This window comes from Cellulomonas sp. Leaf395 (assembly GCF_001424125.1).
GTDB lineage: Bacteria > Actinomycetota > Actinomycetes > Actinomycetales > Cellulomonadaceae > Cellulomonas.
Genome location: NZ_LMQI01000001.1, coordinates 244449 through 266682 on the forward strand (window position 1 = coordinate 244449; position 22234 = coordinate 266682).

The 22234-nt window shown below is 72.2% G+C and carries 19 protein-coding genes; 11 read left to right on the top strand and 8 right to left on the bottom strand.

All coding sequences use genetic code 11. The features are described 5' to 3' along the window. Positions 1–6 precede the first annotated feature (6 nt). On the bottom strand, positions 7–1764 hold the full coding sequence (locus ASG23_RS01200) for a pyruvate dehydrogenase (protein ID WP_056018935.1): 1758 nt from the start codon (positions 1762–1764) through the stop codon (positions 7–9). Between the two features lie 35 nt (positions 1765–1799). Beyond that, entirely contained in the window at positions 1800–2375 is a 576-nt protein-coding gene (locus ASG23_RS01205) for a TetR/AcrR family transcriptional regulator (protein ID WP_056018938.1), read from the bottom strand. A gap of 73 nt (positions 2376–2448) precedes the next feature. Here ASG23_RS01205 and ASG23_RS01210 point away from each other — a divergent pair, with 73 nt between their 5' ends. Next, a complete protein-coding gene (locus ASG23_RS01210; RefSeq protein ID WP_056018941.1) occupies positions 2449–2826 on the top strand; it encodes a VOC family protein in 378 nt (125 codons plus the stop codon). 47 nt (positions 2827–2873) lie between these two features. Here ASG23_RS01210 and ASG23_RS01215 read toward each other — a convergent pair whose 3' ends face one another. Both ASG23_RS01215 and ASG23_RS01220 read right to left on the bottom strand, forming a co-directional pair. Further along, positions 2874–3830, bottom strand: coding sequence for a phosphotransferase family protein (locus ASG23_RS01215; RefSeq protein WP_056018944.1), 957 nt, complete (start codon positions 3828–3830; stop codon positions 2874–2876). Beyond that, a complete protein-coding gene (locus tag ASG23_RS01220; RefSeq protein ID WP_056018947.1) occupies positions 3827–5140 on the bottom strand; it encodes an MFS transporter in 1314 nt (437 codons plus the stop codon). Before ASG23_RS01220 ends, ASG23_RS01215 begins: the two co-directional genes overlap by 4 nt. 57 nt (positions 5141–5197) lie before the next feature. Between ASG23_RS01220 and ASG23_RS01225 the strand changes: the two genes are divergently transcribed. Next, complete coding sequence (locus ASG23_RS01225; protein WP_056018950.1) at positions 5198–5494, top strand: GNAT family N-acetyltransferase; 297 nt, start codon at positions 5198–5200, stop codon at positions 5492–5494. Between the two features lie 52 nt (positions 5495–5546). On the opposite strand, the gene pgm is transcribed toward ASG23_RS01225, so the two are convergent. Continuing rightward, positions 5547–7220: a phosphoglucomutase (alpha-D-glucose-1,6-bisphosphate-dependent) gene (pgm, locus tag ASG23_RS01230; protein WP_056018953.1), complete on the bottom strand. Its 1674-nt coding sequence runs from the start codon at positions 7218–7220 to the stop codon at positions 5547–5549. Between the two features lie 83 nt (positions 7221–7303). Between pgm and ASG23_RS01235 the strand changes: the two genes are divergently transcribed. Both ASG23_RS01235 and ASG23_RS01240 read left to right on the top strand, forming a co-directional pair. After that, the gene (locus ASG23_RS01235; protein ID WP_056018955.1) at positions 7304–8128 is read left to right on the top strand and encodes a DUF5926 family protein; all 825 of its coding nucleotides are present in this window, start codon (positions 7304–7306) and stop codon (positions 8126–8128) included. 36 nt (positions 8129–8164) lie between these two features. Beyond that, on the top strand, positions 8165–9070 hold the full coding sequence (locus ASG23_RS01240; protein WP_442856804.1) for a glycosyltransferase family 2 protein: 906 nt from the start codon (positions 8165–8167) through the stop codon (positions 9068–9070). On the opposite strand, the gene ASG23_RS01245 is transcribed toward ASG23_RS01240, so the two are convergent. Next, positions 9033–11336 carry a hypothetical protein gene (locus tag ASG23_RS01245; RefSeq protein ID WP_235520784.1) on the bottom strand — a complete coding sequence of 768 codons (2304 nt, stop codon included), beginning with the start codon at positions 11334–11336 and terminating at the stop codon, positions 9033–9035. The two genes, ASG23_RS01240 and ASG23_RS01245, sit on opposite strands and share 38 nt — an antisense overlap. 90 nt (positions 11337–11426) lie before the next feature. Between ASG23_RS01245 and pheA the strand changes: the two genes are divergently transcribed. Next, positions 11427–12374, top strand: a complete 948-nt coding sequence (pheA, locus tag ASG23_RS01250; RefSeq protein ID WP_056018958.1) for a prephenate dehydratase — start codon at positions 11427–11429, stop codon at positions 12372–12374. 3 nt (positions 12375–12377) lie between these two features. Here pheA and ASG23_RS01255 read toward each other — a convergent pair whose 3' ends face one another. Both ASG23_RS01255 and ASG23_RS01260 read right to left on the bottom strand, forming a co-directional pair. After that, positions 12378–14219, bottom strand: coding sequence for a M48 family metallopeptidase (locus ASG23_RS01255; protein ID WP_056018961.1), 1842 nt, complete (start codon positions 14217–14219; stop codon positions 12378–12380). A gap of 113 nt (positions 14220–14332) precedes the next feature. Next, the gene (locus ASG23_RS01260) at positions 14333–15493 is read right to left on the bottom strand and encodes a diacylglycerol/lipid kinase family protein (protein WP_056018964.1); all 1161 of its coding nucleotides are present in this window, start codon (positions 15491–15493) and stop codon (positions 14333–14335) included. Between the two features lie 177 nt (positions 15494–15670). Here ASG23_RS01260 and serS point away from each other — a divergent pair, with 177 nt between their 5' ends. The 6 genes from serS (at position 15671) to ASG23_RS01290 (ending at position 22228) form a co-directional block, all read left to right on the top strand. Beyond that, complete coding sequence (gene serS / locus ASG23_RS01265) at positions 15671–16936, top strand: serine--tRNA ligase (RefSeq protein ID WP_056018967.1); 1266 nt, start codon at positions 15671–15673, stop codon at positions 16934–16936. Then, the gene (locus ASG23_RS01270; RefSeq protein ID WP_056018970.1) at positions 16933–17730 is read left to right on the top strand and encodes an HAD family hydrolase; all 798 of its coding nucleotides are present in this window, start codon (positions 16933–16935) and stop codon (positions 17728–17730) included. Before serS ends, ASG23_RS01270 begins: the two co-directional genes overlap by 4 nt. A 154-nt stretch (positions 17731–17884) precedes the next feature. Continuing rightward, positions 17885–19264: an ABC transporter substrate-binding protein gene (locus ASG23_RS01275; RefSeq protein ID WP_056018973.1), complete on the top strand. Its 1380-nt coding sequence runs from the start codon at positions 17885–17887 to the stop codon at positions 19262–19264. A gap of 106 nt (positions 19265–19370) precedes the next feature. Next, positions 19371–20360: a carbohydrate ABC transporter permease gene (locus ASG23_RS01280; protein ID WP_056018976.1), complete on the top strand. Its 990-nt coding sequence runs from the start codon at positions 19371–19373 to the stop codon at positions 20358–20360. After that, positions 20357–21310 carry a carbohydrate ABC transporter permease gene (locus ASG23_RS01285; RefSeq protein WP_056018979.1) on the top strand — a complete coding sequence of 318 codons (954 nt, stop codon included), beginning with the start codon at positions 20357–20359 and terminating at the stop codon, positions 21308–21310. Before ASG23_RS01280 ends, ASG23_RS01285 begins: the two co-directional genes overlap by 4 nt. Positions 21311–21361: 51 nt before the next feature. Further along, positions 21362–22228: an EamA family transporter gene (locus tag ASG23_RS01290; protein ID WP_056018982.1), complete on the top strand. Its 867-nt coding sequence runs from the start codon at positions 21362–21364 to the stop codon at positions 22226–22228. Positions 22229–22234: the final 6 nt, after the last annotated feature.

The following is a 22234-nucleotide window of genomic DNA, read 5'->3' on the forward strand; positions in this document are numbered from 1 at the left end:
CCGCCCTCACGGGCGAGGGACGTTCCGCAGGTTCGAGCGCGCCATCGCCATGACCTCGCCGAGGCCGCCGCCGAGCACCTCCTTGCTCATCGCCGCGGTGAACCCCGAGACCTGCGCGCGCGTGATCTTCGGTGGCAGCGACAGGGCGCGCGGGTCGGTGACCAGGTCGATCAGGGCGGGACCGTCGTGGGAGAAGGCCTCGCGCAGGGCGGTACGGATCTCCGTCGGCTTCTCGACGCGCACCGAGGGGATCCCGACCGCCGACGCGATGGCCGCGTAGTCGACCGGGGGAGTGTCGGTGGCGTAGGACGGGAGGCCGTCGACGAGCATCTCGAGCCGGACCATGCCGAGCGTGGCGTTGTCGAAGACGACGATCTTCACCGGCAGGTCCAGGACCTTCACGGTGATGAGCTCGCCCAGCAGCATCGACAGCCCGCCGTCGCCCGCCATCGCGACGACGTGCCGACCACCACCGGAGAGCGCAGCGCCGATCGCGTGCGGCACGGCGTTCGCCATCGACCCGTGCAGGAACGACCCGATCACCCTCCGACGGCCGTTGGGCGTGATGTACCGCGCGGCCCAGACGTTGCACGTGCCGGTGTCGACCGTGAACACGGCGTCGTCGGGCGCTTCCTCGTCCAGCAGCACGGCGGCGTACTCGGGGTGGATCGGCTCGGTGTGCTCCACGTCCTTGGTGTACGCCCCGATCGCGCCGCTCATCGCGCGCTCGTGCTTCTTGAGCATCTGGTCCAGGAACCGGCGGCTCTTCTTCGGCTTCACGACGGACAGCAGCGCCGACATGGTCTCGCCCACGTCGCCGAGCACCACGAGGTCGTTGCGCGTCCGTCGCCCCAGACGGGTCGGCTCGATGTCCACCTGCGCGGTCCGGACCCCGGACGGCAGGAACTGGTCGTACGGGAAGTCGGTGCCCAGCAGGAGCAGCAGGTCGGCGCCCTCCATCGCGGACTGGCACGCGCCGTACCCGAGCAGCCCGGACATGCCGACGTCGAACGGGTTGTCGACCTGGATCACCTCCTTGCCGCGAAGGCTGTGGCCGACGGGCGCGTGGAGCACCCGCGCGAGCGCGAGGACCTCGGTGCGGGACCCGCGCACACCCGCCCCGGCGAAGATCGTCACCTTGCCGGCCGCGTCGATCGCGTCGGCGAGCGCCCGCACGGCGCCCTCGTCGGGAACCACGCGGGGGGCCGGTGGCGGAGTCAGCACGTCGACGCCGGCGTCGGGAGCCTCGAGGTCCGCGATGTCGCCGGGCAGGGTCAGCACCGCGACACCGGGGGCGCCGTACGCGTGGTGGATGGCGGATCGGATGACACGTGGCGCCTGCGCGGCGGTCGAGATCATCTCGGAGAAGACGGAGCACTCGAGGAACAGCCGGTCGGGGTGGGTCTCCTGGAAGAACTGGGTCCCGATCTGCGCGCTGGGGATGTGCGACGCGATCGCGAGGACCGGGACGCGCGACCGGTTGGCGTCGTAGAGGCCGTTGATCATGTGCAGGTTCCCCGGCCCGCACGACCCCGCGCAGACGGCCAGCCGCCCGGTCAGCTCGGCCTCGGCCGCTGCCGCGAACGCACCGGACTCCTCGTGCCGGACGTGCACCCAGGCGATGTCGACGCCGTCATCGCGTGCCCGCCGAACGGCGTCGACGACGGGGTTGAGGCTGTCCCCGACGATGCCGTAGATGTGCCGCGCCCCGGCGGCGACGAGCTGGGCGACGAGCAGGTCGGCGATGGATCGACGTCGTGCCACGGGTGACCTCCGGGTGTCGGGCGGTCAGCCCATCGTCAGCCCGGGTCGCGCGGGCTGCACCTCAGCGAGCCGATGATGCGCAGCAACCCCTGCTCCGCGAGGGCCGGGTCGCCGCCCGAGGAGATCCACAGGGCGGCCTCGTTCATCGCCCCGTTGAGCAGCGCGGCGGCGGCCGACGGGTCGACGACGAGGTCGTCGAGCGCGCCTAGGCCGTCGGCGAGCAGCCGGCCCGAGTGCATCGCGTCCAGCGACCGCCAGTCCGCCCACCCGAGCACCGCGGGGCCATCGACGAGCAGGATCCGGCGGACCGCCGGGTCGACCACGGCACGCATGAACGCGACGCTCCCCGCCTCGATCGCCGGCCAGCCGTCGTCGGGGGCGGCCGCCGCGACGGCCGACGCCACGATGGCCTGGGCGTCGCCGACCACGGCAGTGAACAGACCCCGCTTGCTCCCGAAGTGGTGGTACACCGCTCCCCGCGTGACGCCGGAGAGCTCCGCGACGCGTTCGAGGCCGACGTCCGCGTAGCCGAGCTCGGCGAAGAGCCGGAGCGCGGTGCTGCGGATCGCCTGGGCGGTCAGCTCGCTCTGCTCCTTGGTCGCGCGCGCCATCCCCGACCTTCCTTACGTACGCTGTGTATGCAAAAATACATACACGGAGAATCTATACCCCGGGGAGACCCCCATGATCACGAGCATCTATCCGGTCCTGATGAGTACGGACGTGGTGGCGACGACGGCGTTCTTCCGGGACGCGTTCGCGCTGGAGACCGTCTTCGAGTCGGACTGGTACGTCTCGCTGCGCTCCGGCGCGTTCGAGCTCGCGGTGCTCGACGCCACCCACGAGACCATCCCCGCCGCCTACCGGACCGCGGCGACGGGTCTCCTGGTGAACATCGAGGTCGATGACGTCGACGCCGAGTACGACCGCCTGACGAGGCGCGGCGACGCGACGGTCGCGCAGGACCTCCGCTCGGAGACGTTCGGCCAGCGGCACGTCATCCTGGTCGCGCCCGGCGGCGTGCTGGTGGACGTCATCCAGCCGATCCCCGCTCAGGCGTAGACCCCCCGGATCTGGGCGTTAGCGGTGGCCGTCGGGAGAACCCGCCATCACACGGGAGCTTGTCCCTGCAGCGACGCGAGCGCCGCGTGCAGGTTCGCCGTCACCGCCGACCTGTGCGGCTCCACCCAGTCGCCCTCGAACTTCCGCGGCGTGATCTCGATCAGCATCACCAGGCACAGCCGCATCCTGTACAGGTCCAGCCGCGTGCGCGCGGACGGGCTGTCGACGTCCAGCGCGCCGTACCCGGCACGGAGGGGCGGAGTCCCCGGCTCGCGGGCCATCGGATCGACGCCGACGAGGTCGGCGAGCGGGTCGCCCCAGAAGGCTCGCTCGGGGTCGATCACGCCGACCACCGCGCCTGTGGACGGCTCGACGAACAGGTTCCCGGCCCAGAGGTCGGTGTGGACGAGCGCCGGCCTGGTGACGTCGTCGAGCGCAGACGCGTGGCGGGCCATGACCGCGCGCACGTCGTCGGCGGGCACCGGCACCGACCAGCGCGCGGCGTCGTCGAGAAGCTCCTCGATCATGCCGGTGAACGACTCGCGCCAGGTGCGCGCCTGCCGCCCGCACGGGTACCCGTAGACCGGACCGGTCAGCCCGTGCAGCGCGGCCAGCACCGCACCGGTCTCGCGCTCGGCGCGCTCGGTCCGGGGGTCGGACGAGGAGGGTCCGAACCCCGCGTCGACCAGCGGCACGCCCGGCAGGTGGCTGACCACGAGCGCGTCGCTGGGCAGCACGGTCCGGGAGAAGTCGGTGAGAAGCACCTGCGGCATCTTCCAGGCGGGGCGCGACGCGGCGAGCTCGTAGACGAGTGCCTCGGCGCGCAGGAGGTCCTGCTCGTAGGCGAGCAGCTGGTCGGTGCGGGTCGGGGCGGTCTTGACCACGACCCGTTCGCCATCCGCCAGGGTCACCCGGAACGTCGTCGCGAACTGCCCGCCGGTGAGGAGCTCGGCGTCCTCGAGCTGGCCGATCGGGGCGACGAGCGAGGCGAGGGCGTCGATCACGCGTCGAGGGTACCCACGGACCGAGCGGGCTCGACGGACTCGGCGATCTCGCAGGCGGCGACGGCAGCGCCCCCGGTCGCGGAGGGCGACTCGGCCTCCACCGAGTCGTGCACGTGCTCGCCCGCGTCCCCGCGCAGCGTCCGCAGCGCGGCCAGCGTGGCGATGACGGCCGCCCCGGCGGAGATGACGACCACGAGGAACCCGGCGTGCGACCCGTTGGCGTCGATCTGCGCCCCGGCCACCGACGACCCGACGGACACCCCGACGCCGAGCGACGTCCCCACCCAGGTCAGGCCCTCGGTCAGCCGCTCGCGCGGGACCAGCTCCTGCACCAGCCCGTTGCCGTTGATGAGGGTGGGTGCGATGGCGAACCCGGCGACGAACATCACGGCCGCGAGCGCGGCGAGCGACTCCACGAGGAAGAAGAAGCAGACGCCGACCGCCAGCGCGACCATCCCGGTGGCGAACCGCAGGTACAGGGGCCGCTTCCAGGTCCTGGTGCCGTAGAGCAGCCCCGAGATCAGCGAGCCGAGCGCGAAGATCGCCAGGATGATCCCGGCCGCGCCCTTGGAGCCGGACTCCTCGGCGAACGCCACGGTCGAGACGTCGGTGGCGCCGAAGATCGAGCCCATCGCGACGAAGACGAGGGCCAGCACCACCATGCCGGGCTTGCGCAGCACGGACCCCTTCGGCCGAGGGCTGCCGACGGGTGCGGGCGGGGGTTCGGTGCGGCGCTGGGACAGGAACCAGTAGCCCCCGACGAGCATGGCGACCAGGGGCACCACCAGTCCGGCGGCGGGCGCGACGCCGGTGGCCAGAAGCGTGGCGAGCACGGGGCCGACGATGAACACCAGCTCGTCGAGCGCCGACTCCAGGGAGTACGCGGTGTGCATCCGGTGCGGCTCGGCGCCGAGCACGCGCGCCCACCGCGCCCGGACCAGCGACCCGAACGACCCGATGCCGGCGCCGGTGACGACCGCGGCGACGTACAGCCAGACCTCGTGCGCCTCCAGGGTGGCGGCGCCGACGAGGCCGACGAGGCCGACGGCGGCGATCGCCACGGCGGGCCGCATGATGCGCCGCTGCCCGTGCCGGTCCACGAGCCGCGCGAGCTGCGGCGAGCAGATCGCCTGCGCGATGACGTAGACCGCGGACACCCGGCCGGCGAGCCCGTAGGACCCGTACAGCGAGGAGATCATGAGGACGATGCCGATGCCGACCATCGACATGGGCAGCCGCGCGAGCACTCCAGCGCCCGAGAACGCGAGCGCTCCGGGACGTGTGAGCACGTCACGGTAGGGCTGGAGCATGCCGCCAGTGTGTCATCCGCTCTTCCGCAGGGCCCCGCGGTGCCCCACCATTCAGGCATGACAGACGTGCAGGTCAGCGACGCCCCCGCCGAGCACCGCTTCGAGGCGCGAGCCCCCGACGGTGAGCTGCTGGGTTTCTCGGTGTACGACACGATCGGCACCACCGTCGTGTTCACGCACACGGAGGTGGACCCGAGGTTCGAAGGTCAGGGCATCGCGTCGACGCTGGTGCAGGGTGCCCTGGACGCGGTCCGGGAGAGCGGCCGGGACGTCGTCGCGTTCTGCCCGTACGTCAAGGCGTGGCTCGGCCGCCACCCCGACTACCAGGACCTGCTGCGCGCTCCGCAACGATGAGAGAAGCCCCCAGGGGAGTGGTCACCCCGGGGGGCCCCTGCTGGTGGCCGGGCTAGGCGCCCAGTGCTGCCGAGACCACGTCCTTCGCCTCCGCCTGCACCTGTGCCAGGTGCTCCGCAGACACGAACGACTCGGCGTAGATCTTGTAGACGTCCTCGGTGCCGGACGGCCGGGCGGCGAACCACGCGTTGTGCGTGGTGACCTTGAGCCCGCCGATCGCGGCGTTGTTGCCGGGCGCGTTGGTCAACTTCGCGGTGATGGTCTCGCCGGCCAGCGACGTCGCGGTGACCTGGTCCGGGGTCAGCTTCGACAGCGTCGCCTTCTCCTCCCGAGACGCGACGGCGTCGACCCGGGCGTACCAGGACTGCCCGAACTCCGCGACGAGGTCCTGGTGGTGGGCCGACGGTGACTTCCCGGTGGTCGCCAGGATCTCCGAGGCCAGCAGGGCCGGCAGGATGCCGTCCTTGTCGGTGGTCCAGACCGTCCCGTCCTTGCGCAGGAACGAGGCCCCCGCGGACTCCTCGCCGCCGAACCCGACCGAGCCGTCCACCAGCCCGGGCACGAACCACTTGAAGCCCACAGGAACCTCGAGCAGCTTGCGGCCGAGCCTGTCGGCCACGCGGTCGATGAGGCTGGAGGAGACCAGCGTCTTGCCGATCGCCGTCCCCGCCGGCCAGCCCGGGCGCGCCCCGCCGTACAGGTAGGCGATGGCGACCGCGAGGTAGTGGTTCGGGTTCATCAGCCCGTCCGGGGTCACGATCCCGTGCCGGTCGGAGTCGGCGTCGTTCCCCGTCGCGATGTCGAACGGCGCGGGGTCGCCCGCCATGCGGCTCACCAGCGACGCCATCGCGTAGGGCGACGAGCAGTCCATGCGGATCTTTCCGTCCCAGTCGAGCGTCATGAACGCCCACCGCGGGTCCACCGTCGGGTTCACCACGGTCAGGTCGAGCCCGTAGTACTCGCCGATCTCGCCCCAGTACTCGACGGACGCGCCGCCCAGCGGGTCTGCGCCGATCCGGACGCCCGCCGAGCGGATCGCCTCGACGTCGATGACGTTGGCCAGGTCCGCGACGTACGAGGACAGGTAGTCGTGCTTGAGGGTGGTGTCCGCGGCCAGCGCCGCCTCGATGCTCACGCGCGGGACGGCCTTCCAGCCGGACGCGAGGATCTCGTTGGCCCGGTCGGCGATCCACCCGGTGGCCTCCGACCCGGCAGGACCGCCGTCCGGCGGGTTGTATTTGAAGCCGCCGTCGCGCGGGGGGTTGTGCGACGGGGTCACCACGATCCCGTCGGCCAGACCCGGCCCCTGCGTGCGGACGCCCTCCGAGCTGCCCGCGCCGTTGTGCCGCAGGATCGCGTGCGAGACGCCGGGGGTCGGGGTCCAGGAGTCGCGTGCGTCGATGTGGACCTCGACGCCGGCCGCCGCCAGCACCTCGAGGGCCGACCGCCACGCCGGGTCGGACAGCGCGTGCGTGTCGCGACCGATGAAGAGGGGGCCGTCGGTGCCCTGGTCACGCCGGTACTCGACGATCGCGGACGTGATGGCGACGATGTGCGCCTCGTTGAACGCCGTGTCCAGCGCCGAGCCGCGGTGGCCGCTGGTGCCGAACGCCACCCGCTGCGCGGGGTCGTCCAGGTCGGGTTCGCGGTCGTAGTACGCGCCCGTCAGGGCGTCGAGATCGACGAGGTCGGACGGCTGGGCAGGTGTTCCGGCGCGCGGGTCCATGTCGCGATCCTCCCCTAACGTCCCGTCTGCCGCGACCCCCTGCCCGGCTGGTCGGCACTGCGGAGACCGGTAGCCTTTCCGGCATGGCCAAGAACACGTCCGACTTCGTGCTGCGCCCGTTCGAGGGGCTCCCCGACGAGCCCGACTGGGTGGCGCTCAAGGAGCTCGTCCCCGCCGCGACCGCGACCGCACGCACCACTGCGACGTACGGCTCCCGCGACGTCCTCGTCACGACGGTCCTGCCCACCAGCTGGCCCGCGCTGCACCGCGCCGACGGCCTCGTGCTCCTGGCCCTGCAGACCACGAGCAGCTCCAACGACGTCAGCCGCGACCTCGCGCACGCCCTGCTCGAAGCGATCGAGGTCGAGCCCGGTACGGCCGTCGAGACGATCGGCCTGCCCGAGCCGGGCCCTCGCCTGCAGGACGTGCTGGACCTGAGCGTGCCGTTCGAGGTGACCGTCCAGGACTCGTTCGCGTACTGGCTGGCCCCCGACACCGAGCGGACCCCGGACCTGCAGGCCGCGATCGAAGAGGCCGACGCCGGCATCATCGACACGGTCAAGCTGAAGTCCGCCGACGCCGCCTACTGGTGCCGGATGGGTGCCCGCGAGTTCCTGCGCTGGGCGCAGCCGCACGAGGAGCAGGTGGTGCTCGACGCGCTGTCCCGCCTGCACGCCAAGCGCGAGTCCGGCTTCGAGGGCGCCAAGTTCGTCGGGTACTTCCGCTCGGCCGGCCTGGTCGTGCCGGTGTGGGAGCTGGCGAAGGGGTCCGAGGCCGAGGACATCGAGAAGCCCGTCGCCGACTTCCTTCCCCGGTTCGAGGCCGCGCTCGCGGACACGACGCCTCTGGACGCCAACGAGCGGCGCGCGCGGGCCGGTCTGGTCGCCCGGCAGGTCACCCTGCGCTGACCGGCCGGACCTGCTCGAATAGATAGGGTGACCGACGTGACGCGCACGGGCGGCAAGGCCGCCGACGACCAGGTGGGGACAGCTGCGGCGACCCCCCCGGTCGAGGTGGTCGACGCGGTCCCGACCCCGTCGGTGGCGGCCCGCAAGGCGGCCGTCGACGAGCGCAAGGCCGCCGCCCACAAGGCCCGCCAGCGCGTCGCCGTGATCATCCCCGCCAAGGACGAGTCCCGGCGCATCGCAGCGACCGTCCGCTCGGCCCGAGCCATCCCGCACGTGGACCTGGTGCTCGTGGTCGACGACGGCTCCGAGGACAACACCCAGCACGTCGCGCGCGAGGCCGGGGCGGTCGTCGTGCGGCACTCGCACAACCGGGGCAAGGCCGCCGCGATGGAGACGGGTGCGGCCGTCGTCGCCATGCGGGACGCCCCTGACCGTCAGCCGCGGATCCTGCTGTTCATCGACGGCGACCTGGGCGAGACCGCGGTCAACACCGCCCCGCTGGTGCCGCCCGTGTTCGAGGGGCACGCCGACCTCGCCATCGCGCTGATCCCGCCGCAGCCGGGCGCCGGTGGTCGGGGGATCGTCGTCGGCGCCGCCCGCCGGGCCATCACGTCGATGACCGGTTGGACCCCGACGCAGCCCCTGTCGGGGATGCGCTGCCTGACGCGCGAGGCGTTCGAGGCGGCGACCCCGCTGGCGCACGGCTGGGGAGTCGAGACGGGGATGACGATCGACCTGCTGCGCCGCGGCTTCCGCGTCGTCGAGGTGCCGTGCGACCTGAAGCACCGGCCGTCCGGGTCCGACCTCAAGGGCCAGATGCACCGCGCCGCGCAGTACCGGGACGTGCAGCTGGCGGTCAACGCCCGCCGCGTCCGCCGCGCCGCCGGCGCGGTGAAGCGCACGGTCACCCCCGCGCAGAAGCCCCCACCGACGCACCGCTGACCGGCTCGCCCAGCCCGCCGTCCGGGACGCCCAGTCGCCACTGCGCGGCTGCGGCCACGAGGCACGGGACCGCCAGCGCGATGCCCGTGGCCGGGACCACGATGCCGGAGTCGTTCATGAGGAACCCGACGGTCAGCGCCACCCCGATCGCGGCGACAGCGGGCCGGAGCAGGGGGACCGCGCGGGTCAGCCCGGCGAGCGGCCCCTGACCCATCAGCTCGCCGCGCCGCGGCCGGCCGCCGACGACGACCAGCCACGTCAGGGCGATGCCACCGATGGCGGTGACCAGGTACCGCCACGACGTCAGCACGCGCAGGTTGACGGCGATCTTGCGGCCGACGACGTCCCACAGACCGCCGTCGAGGACGGTGGCGAAGAACCGGCCGAGGTGGGTGCGGTCGGCCGGTGGGCGCATCCAGTCGAGCACCGCGAACCCGCCGACCACGACGACGCCGACCAGCCCGATGAGCGCGACCGACTTCCAGCTGACCGTGCGGCCACTGACGACGATGGTCAGCATCGCGAACGCGAGGATCAGCGCGGGCGGGCCGCCGAAGTCGCTGCCGAGGCCTGGGGCACCGTCGACGACCACCAGCAGCAGCCCGAGGCCGGCGACGGCGGCGGTCGCGATCCCCCGTCGGCCGCGGCGCAGCAGCGGGTCGGCGATCGCGACCGCGAGCAGCAGACCGGCGGCGGTCAGGAGCGCGAACGCCTGGTTGCTCATGCCGTAGAACCGGGCGGCGAGGATCCGGTGGGCGCCCATGGGGGAGTCGATGACGAGGGTGGAGCCCGTGCAGGCGTCGACCACGAGGACGGCCACGGTCACTCCGGCGACCACCCCCGCCGGCCCGAGCAGGTTGCGTCGCCAGGGCCCCACCATGGCCACGGCCGTGATGAGTGCGATCCATCCGAGCAGGACCCACCAGAACGTCGTGATCGGCATGTCGGAGCGCCACCACGGGATCGTGTTGGTGAGGAACGACGCGACCGGTGCGGCGGCGAGCGCGAGCGCGGAGACCTGGAGCGCCTGCAGCGCCGGCCGCAGCGGTGCACGGTCCGAGCGGCCCCTGCGGGTGAGGATGATCGCGGCGGCGATGAACAGCACCGCCTGGATGAGCACGAGCCGGGCCGAGTAGGCGCCGCTGACCCGGGTGACCATCGTGGCGTGGCGCTGGATGTCGAGGAGCTGGGCGACGCGCGTCGTGGCGGTGGCGGTGGACGGGCCGGGGAGGATCACCGCGCCGCTCAGCGAGGCTGCACTGCTGTCGAGCCCGATGCCGTCCAGGAGGGTCGGGGTCACGTCGACGGTCTGGATGAGCCCGGCCTGACGGGTCGAACCCGAGGTGAGCAGGCTGTCGACGTACTCCTCGCCGTTCGGGGCGAGCCCGGACGCGGCTGCCAGCTGGAGCGCGGTGCGTCCGGAGTCGGCGAGCGAGACGACGAGGACGGTGGCCCCGGAGCGCGCGGCTCCGGCGATCGCGGCGCCGACCCGCGCGTCGATGACCTGGGCCTGGATCGCGCGGGAGGGCTCGATGATCGCGTCCGGGGTGGACAGCTCGGGCAGCGCCGGCTCCTCCAGCTCGTCACCCGGCGCGCTGGCGGTCGGCTGGGGGGTGCTGGGTCGGGGGGCCGTCGCGTACCCCGGGTCGCGCAGGGACCCCGCGTCGACGACCACGAGCCGGGACGCGTCCAGGGCGTCGCGCACGGCCCGGGTCAGGTCGGAGCTGGTCGACGGGAGGGCCTCGTGGGTGCCGACCGGGATGCCTGCGGCGTCAGCCAGGGCGATCGCGGCACCCGGGCCGATACCGGTCGCCGGTGTGGCGGCCTCGGCGAGCATGTCCCCGAGGAAGCCGGGCTGTGCCCCGTAGGACTCGGCGTCGGCCGCGGCCACGTAGTCGTCCCAACCCGGCACCTCGCCGCTCTCGCCGGGTTCGCGAAGGGCGCGGCACGTGCCGTCCGGGGACCGCACGTCCGCCGCGCGGGTGCCCGTGGAGACCGCCAGCCACCCGTCCGCGGGGCAGGACCGGGACGCGACGCTCCGGGCGGCGACGAGCCCGACGGAGCCGTCGCGGGACAGGCTCCAGAGGGCGGGGGTGGTCAGGGTGGTGACGTCGTCCCAGCGGACACCGGTCATGCCGACCAGGAGGACCGGGGGCTCGTCGGCTGCCTGGGCAGGAGTCGCCAGAAGGATCCCCGCCAGGCTCAGCACCAGGGTGAGCACCGCGCCGCGGAGCAAGGACGCGCGCGGGCGGGCAGGGGTCAGCACCGTTCCAGCCTACGGGCGCACTACCCTCGACCCCGGCGGCGCTGTGGGGTATCCGTGCAGCGTGCACATCATCTGCACGGGAGGGACGCCATGTCCGAGGGACTACCGCGGTACGCGTACCTGGGTCCGGCCGGCACGTTCACCGAGGCGGCCCTGCGGCAGGTCATGGCCGTCGGCGACTGCGTCGACCTGCCCGTCGCGGACGTGTCGTCGGCCATCGAAGCCGTCCGCTCGGGCGACGCCGACTTCGCGGTGGTCGCCATCGAGAGCACCGTCGAGGGTGGTGTCACCGCGACGCTCGACAGCCTCGCCGGCGGCGACCCGCTGGTGATCGTCCGCGAGATGCTGGTGCCGGTGCAGTTCACGCTCGCCGCGGCGCCCGGGGTTCGTCTGCAGGACGTCCGACGCATCTCCGCGCACCCGCACGCGTGGGTGCAGTGCCGCCGCTGGCTGGCGCACCATCTGCCGTCGGTCGTCCACGTGCCGGCGACGTCCAACACGGCGCCGGCCGCCCTCATCGCCGCCGGAGGGACCGAGCTCGGCTTCGACGCGGCGCTCGTGCCGCCGGCCGCCGTCGACTCCTACGGCCTGGTCCCGCTCGCCGCCGACGTCGCGGACAACGTCTCGGCGCAGACCCGGTTCGTCGTCGTCGGCCACCCCGGCGCCGTGCCGCCACGCACCGGCGCGGACAAGACGACCCTCGTCGTCCACCTGCCCGACAACGAGGCCGGCGCACTGCTGGCGATGCTGGAGCAGTTCGCCGTGCGAGGCGTGAACCTGTCCCGGATCGAGTCAAGGCCCATCGGCGACGCCCTCGGCCGCTACTCGTTCTCGCTCGACGCGGAGGGCCACATCACCGACGAGCGCGTCGGGGAGGCCGTCATGGGACTGCACCGCCGCTGCCCGTACGTCCGGTTCCTCGGCTCCTACCCGCGGGCCGACGCCGTCCAGCCGACCGTGCACGTGGGCACCGCGGACTCCGACTTCGTCGGTGCACGGACCTGGCTGCAGGCGCTCCGGAGCGGCTCAGAGACCTGACGTTCAGGCCTGCGCATCCTCGGGCTCGTACGCGAGCAGACGCTCGAGGAGCCGTAGCGAGCTCTCCTTGTCCAGCGTCTCGCCCGTCCAGGTCTCCTTGAGGGACACCGTCCGGCCGTCGTGCAGGGTCAGGTCGGCCTGCAGAGGCGTCCGCTTCACGATCCGCGCGGTGGCGATCTGCTCGTAGGCGAGGAACCGGTGGTAGGACGCGAGCTGCACCACGGACCCGGACTGCAGCAGCGAGATCATCCGGGCCTTGCCGTTCTCGTCCTTCTTGGGCGTCGGCACGAGGATGACGCCGATGTCGAGGACGAGCACGTCGTGCTTCGTGCCATCGACCTTCACGCTGGCCAGCCCGCCGAGCACCTCGCCGCCGTGGGCCGTGGCGGCGTCCGCGACCTGACCGGTGGACGTGACGTCGACACCGATCTCGGCCAGCCGCGCCCGGGCGGCCGCGACGGTCTCCGGCTGCAGTGCCGCCGTCGCGACCGGGGCGAGGTCGAGGACCTGCTCGTCGCGACCCACCAGCTCGGCGGGGCCGCTCCACGAGTGCCGCCACCGCGCGATCCCCGCCTGGACGGCGGCCTGCGAGACGAGCAGCTCCAGGAGGTCGGCCAGCTGGTCGCCCTCCGTGCCGAGGTCCTTCTCCAGCTCCGCGCGGCGGCCACCGGCGACCACGTCCAGCACCGTGCCCAGGTTCGCGCGCTGCTGCCCGGCCACCCGGGCCGCCGAGCGGTACACGATGTCGGCGGTCCGCTGGCGGGACAGCACCAGGGAGGTCGCGGTCAGCTCCTCCCAGTCGAGCTGCGTGCGTCCGTCGACCGTGACCACGTGGGCCGCGAGCTCGGCGGCGCGGGCGTCGAAGTCGGGGATCAGCGCCCACGCCGGACGGGTGTCCCGGGCCACCGACACGTCGGGCATGCGATCCATCGCGGCGACGCGCGCGGCGATCGAGGGATGGCTGTCCCACCGTGACTGTTCGGCCGGGGGAGCGTCGTCACGCATCTGCGCCAGCTCGGTGGTCCGGGCCGTGACCAGCTGCCCGAAGCCGCCGAAGAAGCCGTGCGCGGTCGGCGCGTACCCCGACTCCCACGCGTCGTCCAGGTAGTTGTGCAGGTAGAACGACCAGGCGGCGTCCGCGACGGGAAGCTCGCGCAGCGCGCTCTGCGCCGTCGCGCGCCCGGCGATCCGCACGGAGAGCTGGTCGGCCTCGAGCTCCTGGCGTCGGTTGACGGCGGCGGAGACGACGAAGAACAGGCGGGCGTACAGACGCAGGAACCAGCCGACGACGTTGCCGGAGAGCTGCTCGAGCGTCGCGACGATCGCCTGCTTGCCGCGGTAGGTCAGGGGACCGAGGCGGGTGTGGCTGTTCGAGTAGTGGCCGAGCTCGTGCGCGAGGACCGACCGGAGCTGACCCACGTCGAGCGTCTGCAGCAGCGGGACGCCGAGGTAGAGGTGACGCGTGCCGCCGACGAGGCCGAGCAGCCGGGTGTCCTCCGAGACCGCCGCGTTGACGTCCGGGAGGAGGCGGATGTCGTCGGGGGCGCGGGTGCCGGCCGCGGCGGCGAGCTCCCGGACGGCCTCCCAGAGCGCGGGTGCGTCGGCGGGCGTCAGCGTCGGACCCTCGTCGGGTGCCGGGCGTGCCCGGGCGACCTTCCACAGCGCGACGACGACGCCGACGGCGATGGCGGCGGTGAAGAAGCCGAGCTTGGCGGCGGCGGCCTCCGCGTCGGACTGGAACGCCCACCAGCTGAGCGCCCCCATGCCGACGATGATCGCCAGTGCGACGACGTAGAAGCCGGCCAGCAGGACCGCGGACAGGGCGGCGCGCAGGGTGGTGGTCACGGGGGTCCTTCCGGGTGCGAGCCGCGTCGTCGCGGACCTCGTTCGCCGCGGATCGTAGCGGTCGGGGCCCGCACCGCGCGGGCCGTTCACCTGGTTGCTCGCCGACGTCCGAGTCAGGCCACCGCGACCCGCACGACGAGCGCCGCGTGGTCCACCCGCGCGGACAGCTCGGTGACGCGTCCGACGATGTCGCCGTCCACCTGCACGTGCTCGCCGCCCTGCACCACCACGCGGACCTCCTGCGCCCGGGTGTGGTCGATGCGGCCGATCTTGGCCGGCAGGTCGTTGCGCACGCCCGCACCCTGCAGCATCACCTCGCCGAACAGCTGGGCCCAGCCGGCGATCCCGCCGCGGGTGTCGATCGCGGCGATGTCGAGCCACCCGTCGTCGAGCAGGGCGTCCGGCAGCAGGGTGATCCCGCCGGGGAGCTTGCCGCAGTTGCCGATGAGCAGGCTGCGCAGCCGGGTGGACGTCATCGGCTGGTCGTCGAGCCGGACGTGGATGCGGGTGCGCCGGCCGTGCAGGTGCCGCATGCCGGACACGAAGTAGGCGATCCAGCCGACCCGCGCCTTGAGCTGCTCGTCGGTGCCGGCGACCATCGCGGCGTCGAACCCGAGCCCGGCGATCACGAGGAAGATGTGGTCCCTCGGGAGGTCCTGTTCGTCGACGAGGGCGTCCACCGCGTCGCTGACCGGGTCGTCGATCTCGGACTGCCACCGGTGCACCCGCAGCCAGCCCACGTCGATGGTCCGGTCCCGGCCCTCCAGGGCGGTGCGCAGGGCTGCCATCGGGTCGCTCAGGGGGAGGTCGAGGTTGCGGGCCAGCAGGTTCCCGGTGCCCAGTGGGATGAGCCCCATCGGGACCCCGGTGCCGACGAGCCCCTCGGCCACCGCGCGCACGGTCCCGTCCCCACCGATCGCGACGACGACGTCCGCCCCCTGTGCGACGGCCGCGCGCGTCTGACCGACCCCCGGGTCCGCGATGGTCGTCTCGAACCACAGCGGCTGGGGCAGCCCTTGCTCCTGGCAGGCGGACCGCACGGCCACCTGCAGCGCCGGGACGTCCTGCTTGGAGGGGTTGGCGACGAACGCGACGAGCTGGCCGGTCTCGTCGACGTCCCGCGCCAGCCGCAGCTCCCGGGCGTCCGGACCGTTCCTGGGGGACTCGATCCGTCGGCGCAGCTCACGCTGCCGCAGCCACAGGATCCCCACCAGCAGGAGAGCGGCGACGGCCACGACGGCCGCAACGACGGCCAGCCACGCCTCCCAGGTCATGGGCCGAATCTACGGCCCACCCGCCGCGGCCCACCCCGACCCGCCCAACCCCGCCCTGCCCGACGAGGTCGGCAGCGGCAGCTCACGCGGTCGTCGCGACCTGCCGCTCTCGGCGGGTGCGTGCCTGCGAGCGGGGGTGTGTCCAGGGCGGCGCACCCGGGTCGGTAGGGTTCACGGGTGATCGATCTGCGGCTCCTGCGGGAGGATCCCGACCTTGTCCGCGCCAGCCAGACGGCTCGCGGGGACGACCCTCACCTGGTCGACCAGGTGCTCGACGCCGACGCGCGCCGACGCTCTGCACTGACCGAGTTCGAGACGCTGCGGGCCGAGCAGAAGTCCCTGGGCAAGCTCGTCGCCAAGGCGCAGGGCGACGAGAAGCATGCGCTGCTCACCCGCGGCAAGCACCTCGCCGAGCAGGTCAAGGCGCTGCAGTCCGACGCGGAGGCCGCCGAGACGGTCGCCACGGAGCTGAGCCGGAAGATCTCGAACATCGTCGAGGACGGCGTCCCCGTGGGCGGCGAGGACGACTACGTGGTGCTCAAGCACGTGGGCGAACGTCCTGCCTTCGACTTCCCCGTGCGCGACCACCTCGAGCTGGGCGAAGGCCTCGCGGCCATCGACACCGAGCGCGGGGCGAAGGTGTCCGGTGCGCGGTTCTACTACCTGACGGGCATCGGTGCGCGGCTGGAGCTGGCGCTGCTGAACGCGGCCGTCGACAAGGCCCTGAGCGCGGGCTTCACCCCCGTCATCACGCCGACCCTGGTCAAGCCCGAGATCATGGCCGGCACCGGCTTCCTCGGCGCGCACGCGGACGAGGTCTACCACCTGCCCGCCGACGACCTGTACCTCGTCGGCACCAGCGAGGTCGCGCTCGCGGGCTACCACTCGGGCGAGATCCTCGACCTGTCGAACGGTCCCAAGCGGTACGCCGGCTGGTCGGCCTGCTACCGGCGCGAGGCCGGCTCGTACGGCAAGGACACCCGCGGGATCATCCGCGTCCACCAGTTCCACAAGGTCGAGGCGTTCAGCTGGACCACCGTCGAGGACGCCGCCGACGAGCACCGCCGCATCCTGGGCTGGGAGGAGGAGATGCTGGCGCTCGCGGAGCTGCCCTACCGCGTCATCGACACCGCCGCGGGGGACCTGGGCTCGAGTGCCGCCCGCAAGTTCGACTGCGAGGCGTGGCTGCCCAGCCAGGAGCGGTACCTCGAGCTGACGTCGACGTCGAACTGCACCACGTTCCAGGCCCGCCGGCTCGGTGTGCGCGAGCGCACGGCGGACGGCTCGATGCGCGCGGTCGCCACCCTGAACGGCACGCTGGCCACGACGCGCTGGATCGTCGCGCTCCTGGAGAACCACCAGCGGGCGGACGGGTCGGTCCGCGTGCCGGAAGGGCTGCGGCCGTACCTGGGCGGCCTCGAGGTGCTGGAGCCGGTGCGATGACCCGCTGCCGCCTCGTCGCCCTCGACGTCGACGGGACCCTCATGTCCTACGACGGCGTGATCTCCGACGAGGTGCGGTCCGCGGTGCGGGCGGTCCGTGACGCGGGCCTGCACGTGGTGCTGGCGACGGGCCGCGGGGTGCACTCGGCCGCGCCCGTGGCGATGGAGCTCGGGCTGACGGAGGGCTGGGTCGTCTGCTCGAACGGCGCCGTCACCGCGCGCCTCGACCCGGCGGCGGAGAACGGCTACGAGATCGTGCGGGTGGTCACGTTCGACCCCGGCCCCGCGCTGAGGACGATCGCGCTGGAGCTGCCCGACGCCCTGTATGCGGTCGAGGACCTCGGGCTGGGCTTCCGGGTGTCCGCCGACTTCCCCGACGGCGAGCTGTCCGGGGACCTCGAGGTCGTGTCCTGGGAGGAGCTGACGGCGACGCCGGCCACCCGTGTCGTCATCCGCAGCCCCGACAGCACCCCCGAGGAGTTCCACGAGCTGGTCGAGCGCGTCGGGCTGCACGAGGTCGAGTACGCCGTCGGCTGGTCCGCGTGGCTCGACCTGACGCCCGGTGGCGTGTCGAAGGCCAGCGCGCTGGAGGAGGTCCGCCAGCACCTCGGGGTGCAGCCGCACGCGACCGTGGCCATCGGGGACGGCGGGAACGACGTGCAGATGCTGCGCTGGGCGGCCCGCGGCGTCGCGATGGGCCACGCCTCGGAGTCGGTCCGGGCAGCGGCCGACGAGGTCACCGGCACGATCGGGGACGACGGAGCGGTCGCGGTCCTGCACAGCCTGATGCTCTGAGCGTGTCGCCGCCGTGTCGCTGGGCTGTGACTCAATCGTGACCGGATTGCCCGGTCTAGACGGTTGCGCCGGTGTTGCGTAACGACTTGCATCGCTTGCAAGGGGTGCCGGGAAGCCGCCGGCACCATCCGAAGCATGACGACGTGGAGGTCTCATGAACGGCACACGCAGGCGCCGCAGCTATCTGGCAGCGGCAGCGGCGGGAGCAAGTCTTGCCTTGGTGCTCACCGCCTGTTCGGGCGGGGACGACGAGGGCGGCGGCGGCGACGACGCCGCCTCGGACGTCGACTGCACCGCGTTCGAGCAGTACGGCGATCTCGAGGGCAAGACGATCAGCGTCTACACCTCGATCGTGGAGCCCGAGTCGGTCCAGCAGACCGACTCCTACATCCCGTTCGAGGAGTGCACAGGCGCGGAGATCGAGTACGAGGGGTCGCGGGAGTTCGAGGCACAGCTGCCCGTCCGGCTGCAGGCCGGCAACCCGCCCGACATCGCGTACGTCCCGCAGCCGGGCTTCCTCGCCTCGATGGTCGCGGACTACCCCGACGCGGTCGTCCCGGCCCCGCAGGCGGTCATCGACAACGCGAACGAGTACTACACCGAGGGCTGGGTCGACTACGGCACGGTCGACGGCACGCTGTACGCGACGCCGCTCGGAGCCAACGTGAAGTCGTTCGTCTGGTACTCCCCGCAGGCGTTCGAGGACAACGGCTACGAGATCCCCACCACGTGGGACGACCTCATCGCCCTCACGGACCAGATCAAGGACGACTTCCCGGACGCCAAGCCGTGGTGCGCGGGCATCGAGTCCGGTGACGCCACCGGCTGGCCGGCCACCGACTGGCTGGAGGACGTGATGCTCCGGACCGCCGGCGCCGACGTCTACGACCAGTGGGTCAACCACGAGATCCCGTTCAACGACCCGCAGGTCCTCTCGGCCCTCGAGACCGTCGGCGGCATCCTCAAGAACCCGGACTACGTGAACGGCGGCCTGGGCGACGTCCAGTCCATCGCGACCGTCGCATGGAACGAGTCGGCCAACGCGATCCCGGACCAGCTCTGCTTCCTGCACCGTGCGGCGAACTTCTACCAGGCCAACTGGGACGAGAGCCTGACGGTCGCGGAGGACGGGGACGTCTACGCGTTCTACCTGCCCGGCGAGAGCGCTGACGACAAGCCGCTGCTCGGCGGTGGCGAGTTCGTGACGGCCTTCGCGGACCGTCCCGAGGTGCAGGCGTTCCAGGCGTACCTGTCCAGCCCGGAGTGGGCCAACGCCAAGGCGGAGGTCACCGGTCAGGGCTGGCTCAGCGCCAACAGCGGCCTCGACCCGGAGCTGCTGCAGTCGCCGATCGACAAGCTGTCGTTCGACCTGCTGACGGACGACAGCTACACCTTCCGGTTCGACGGCTCCGACCAGATGCCCGGTGCCGTCGGCGCCGACGCGTTCTGGAAGCAGATGACCGCGTGGATCGGCGAGGACCAGTCCGACCAGGAGACCCTCGACAACATCGAGGCTGCCTGGCCGGCGTCCTGACCGTCTGAGGTGCGTCCGGGGTGGGGGTCGTCGTGACGGCTCCCMCCCCGGCCGTGCTGTCGTCGCTGCAGGTCAGACCACCTCGAGGATGAGGGAAGGGTGAGGAATGGACTGGTTCATCCATGCCGAGACCGTGGGACACAAGTTCGCGCTGATGTTCTTCGCGATCCTGCTGTTCGTCGGGGTCATGGGGGCGATCCTCTTCGGGATCGACAAGCTCAAGAGGGCTCCGACCTGGGTGGTGGTGGCCGCGTTCCTCGGCCCGACCCTCCTCTTCGTCGTGTTCGGCCTGGTCTACCCCGGGCTCAACACCATCAAGGCGTCGCTCTTCGACGCCAAGGGCAACGAGTACGTCGGGCTCGACAACTACGTCACCGCCTTCACGCAGGACCAGTTCCAGACCGTGCTGCGCAACACCATGCTCTGGGTGATCCTCGTCCCGCTGATCGCCACCCTGATCGGCCTGGTCTACGCGGTGCTCGTGGACCGGACCCGGTACGAGTCCCTGGCCAAGACGCTGATCTTCCTGCCGATGGCGATCTCGCTGGTCGGCGCCAGCATCATCTGGAAGTTCGTCTACGAGTACCGTCCCGACCAGGGAAACATCCAGCAGATCGGCCTGGCCAACCAGATCCTCGTGTGGCTGGGCCTGGATCCGTACCAGTTCCTGCTCAACCAACCCTGGAACACGTTCTTCCTCATCGCGGTCATGATCTGGATCCAGGCAGGCTTCGCGATGACCGTCCTGTCCGCGGCCATCAAGGCGATCCCCGACGACATCGTGGAGGCCGCCCGGCTCGACGGCCTGCACGGCGTGGGCATGTTCCGGTTCATCACGGTGCCGAGCATCCGGCCCGCGCTCGTCGTCGTCCTCACGACGATCGCGATGGGCACCCTCAAGGTCTTCGACATCGTCCGCACCATGACCGGCGGCAACTTCAACACGTCCGTCGTGGCCTACGAGTTCTACACGCAGAGCTTCCGCGCCCAGAACGCCGGGCTCGGCGCCGCGCTCGCGGTCATCCTGTTCGTCCTGGTGATCCCGATCATCGTGTACAACGTCCGCCAGCTGCGCCTCTCGGAGGAGATCCGATGACGAACGCCTCGGCTCCCCTCCCTCCGACCTCCCTGCTCGACGAGGACGAGGGGGACACCACCCGCAAGCCGTCCCGCCTGGCCCGGGTGGACGCGCGGGCCGCCGTCGCCAGGAGCAAGCTCAGCTCGCCGTGGACGTCGTTGGTCGCGATCCTCATCGCGATCGCCTGGACGATCCCCACGTTCGGCCTGCTGGTCACGTCGTTCCGGCCGCGGTCGGAGATCCGCACGTCGGGCTGGTGGACGCTCCCGTGGAACCCGGGCCTGACCCTGGACAACTACCAGGAAGCGCTGTTCGGCTCGTCGACCAGCCTGATCACCTACTTCGTGAACTCCGTCGTCATCACGCTGCCCGCGGTGATCATCCCGATCTCGCTGGCGCTCCTCGCGGCGTACGCGCTGGCGTGGGTGGACTTCAAGGGCCGCGCCATCCTGTTCGTCGCGATCTTCGCGCTGCAGGTGGTGCCCATCCAGGTCACCCTCATCCCGTTGCTGTCGCAGTACGTCAGCTGGGGCATCGCGGGGTCGTTCTGGGTGATCTGGCTGTCGCACTCGATCTTCGCGCTGCCGCTGGCCATCTACATCCTGCACAACTTCATGAAGGACATCCCGCCGTCGCTGGTCGAGGCCGCGCGGATGGACGGCGCCGGGCACGTGAAGATCTTCTTCCAGGTGCTCATGCCGCTGCTCACCCCCGCGATCGCGTCGTTCGCGATCTTCCAGTTCCTGTGGGTGTGGAACGACCTGCTGGTGGCGCTCACGTTCGCCGGCGGGACCACGGACGTGGCGCCGCTGACGGTGCGCGTGGCGGAGCTGAGCGGGACGCGCGGGTCGCAGTGGCAGCTGCTGTCCGCGGGTGCCTTCATCGCCCTCGTCGTGCCCCTGATCGTGTTCCTGGGGCTCCAGCGCTACTTCGTGCGCGGCCTGATGGCGGGGTCGGTCAAGGGGTAGTCCTCCGGCTCGGTCACGAGCACGGTCTCCGGCAGCGCCTAGCCTGAGGCCGTGCCCGCACCCCTGCTCTTCGTCGTCTCGGGGCTGACGCAGTACGTAGGAGCGGCGCTCGCGGTCGGCATCTTCGGCACGATCGCCGCCGCCTCCGTCGCGTGGTTGCGCATCGCGGTCGCGGCGGTCGTGCTCGTCGTGTGGCAGCGTCCGTGGCGGTCCCGGTGGCACCTGCCGGACCTGCGCACCGCCGTCGTGTTCGGTGCGGTGCTGGCCCTGATGAACGTGGCGTTCTACATCGCGATCGACTACCTGCCGCTCGGCACCGCCGTCTCGCTCGAGTTCCTGGGACCGGTGGCCGTCGCCGCCGCGACCGGCCGCGGCTGGCGCGACCGGGTGGGCATCGCGGTCGCCGCCCTCGGCGTGGTGCTCCTGGCGGGGGTCAGCCTGGACACCGGCCCCGACGCCGTCATCGGCCTCGTGGCGATCGCTGTGTCCGCGGCCTGCTGGGCGGCGTACATCCTCCTCGGCCGGCGCGTGGCGCGGGCCACGACCGGGGGGATCACCGGGCTGTCCGTCGCGATGGCCGCGGGCGCGGTGCTGTTCGCACCGTTCCTGGCCGGTGGCGCGGCGCCGGTGCTGCACGACGCACGGCTGGCGGCGATCGTCGTCGCGATCGCCGTGTGCTCGTCGGTGGTCCCGTACGGGCTCGAGCAGGTCGTGCTGCGGCGCGTGCGGGCGGCGACGTTCGCCGTGCTGCTGGCGATGCTCCCGGCGACCGCCGCCGTGGTCGGCGCCGTGGTGCTCCAGCAGGTGCCGCGCGGGCTCGAGGTCGTCGGGCTCCTGCTCGTCTCCGGCGCCATCGTGCTCACGGGCCTCGACCGCGAGGACGCACCGCCGACGGAAGAGGCGCCACCGCCGGCGTGACCGGGA

Coding starts and splice junctions, on each gene's coding strand:
- ASG23_RS01205 (WP_056018938.1), bottom strand. CDS start 2,375: ATGGCGCGCGCGACCAAGGAGCAGAGCGAGCTGACCGCCCAGGCGATC.
- ASG23_RS01210 (WP_056018941.1), top strand. CDS start 2,449: ATGATCACGAGCATCTATCCGGTCCTGATGAGTACGGACGTGGTGGCG.
- ASG23_RS01220 (WP_056018947.1), bottom strand. CDS start 5,140: ATGCTCCAGCCCTACCGTGACGTGCTCACACGTCCCGGAGCGCTCGCG.
- ASG23_RS01225 (WP_056018950.1), top strand. CDS start 5,198: ATGACAGACGTGCAGGTCAGCGACGCCCCCGCCGAGCACCGCTTCGAG.
- pgm (WP_056018953.1), bottom strand. CDS start 7,220: ATGGACCCGCGCGCCGGAACACCTGCCCAGCCGTCCGACCTCGTCGAT.
- ASG23_RS01235 (WP_056018955.1), top strand. CDS start 7,304: ATGGCCAAGAACACGTCCGACTTCGTGCTGCGCCCGTTCGAGGGGCTC.
- pheA (WP_056018958.1), top strand. CDS start 11,427: ATGTCCGAGGGACTACCGCGGTACGCGTACCTGGGTCCGGCCGGCACG.
- ASG23_RS01260 (WP_056018964.1), bottom strand. CDS start 15,493: ATGACCTGGGAGGCGTGGCTGGCCGTCGTTGCGGCCGTCGTGGCCGTC.
- ASG23_RS01270 (WP_056018970.1), top strand. CDS start 16,933: ATGACCCGCTGCCGCCTCGTCGCCCTCGACGTCGACGGGACCCTCATG.
- ASG23_RS01275 (WP_056018973.1), top strand. CDS start 17,885: ATGAACGGCACACGCAGGCGCCGCAGCTATCTGGCAGCGGCAGCGGCG.
- ASG23_RS01280 (WP_056018976.1), top strand. CDS start 19,371: ATGGACTGGTTCATCCATGCCGAGACCGTGGGACACAAGTTCGCGCTG.
- ASG23_RS01285 (WP_056018979.1), top strand. CDS start 20,357: ATGACGAACGCCTCGGCTCCCCTCCCTCCGACCTCCCTGCTCGACGAG.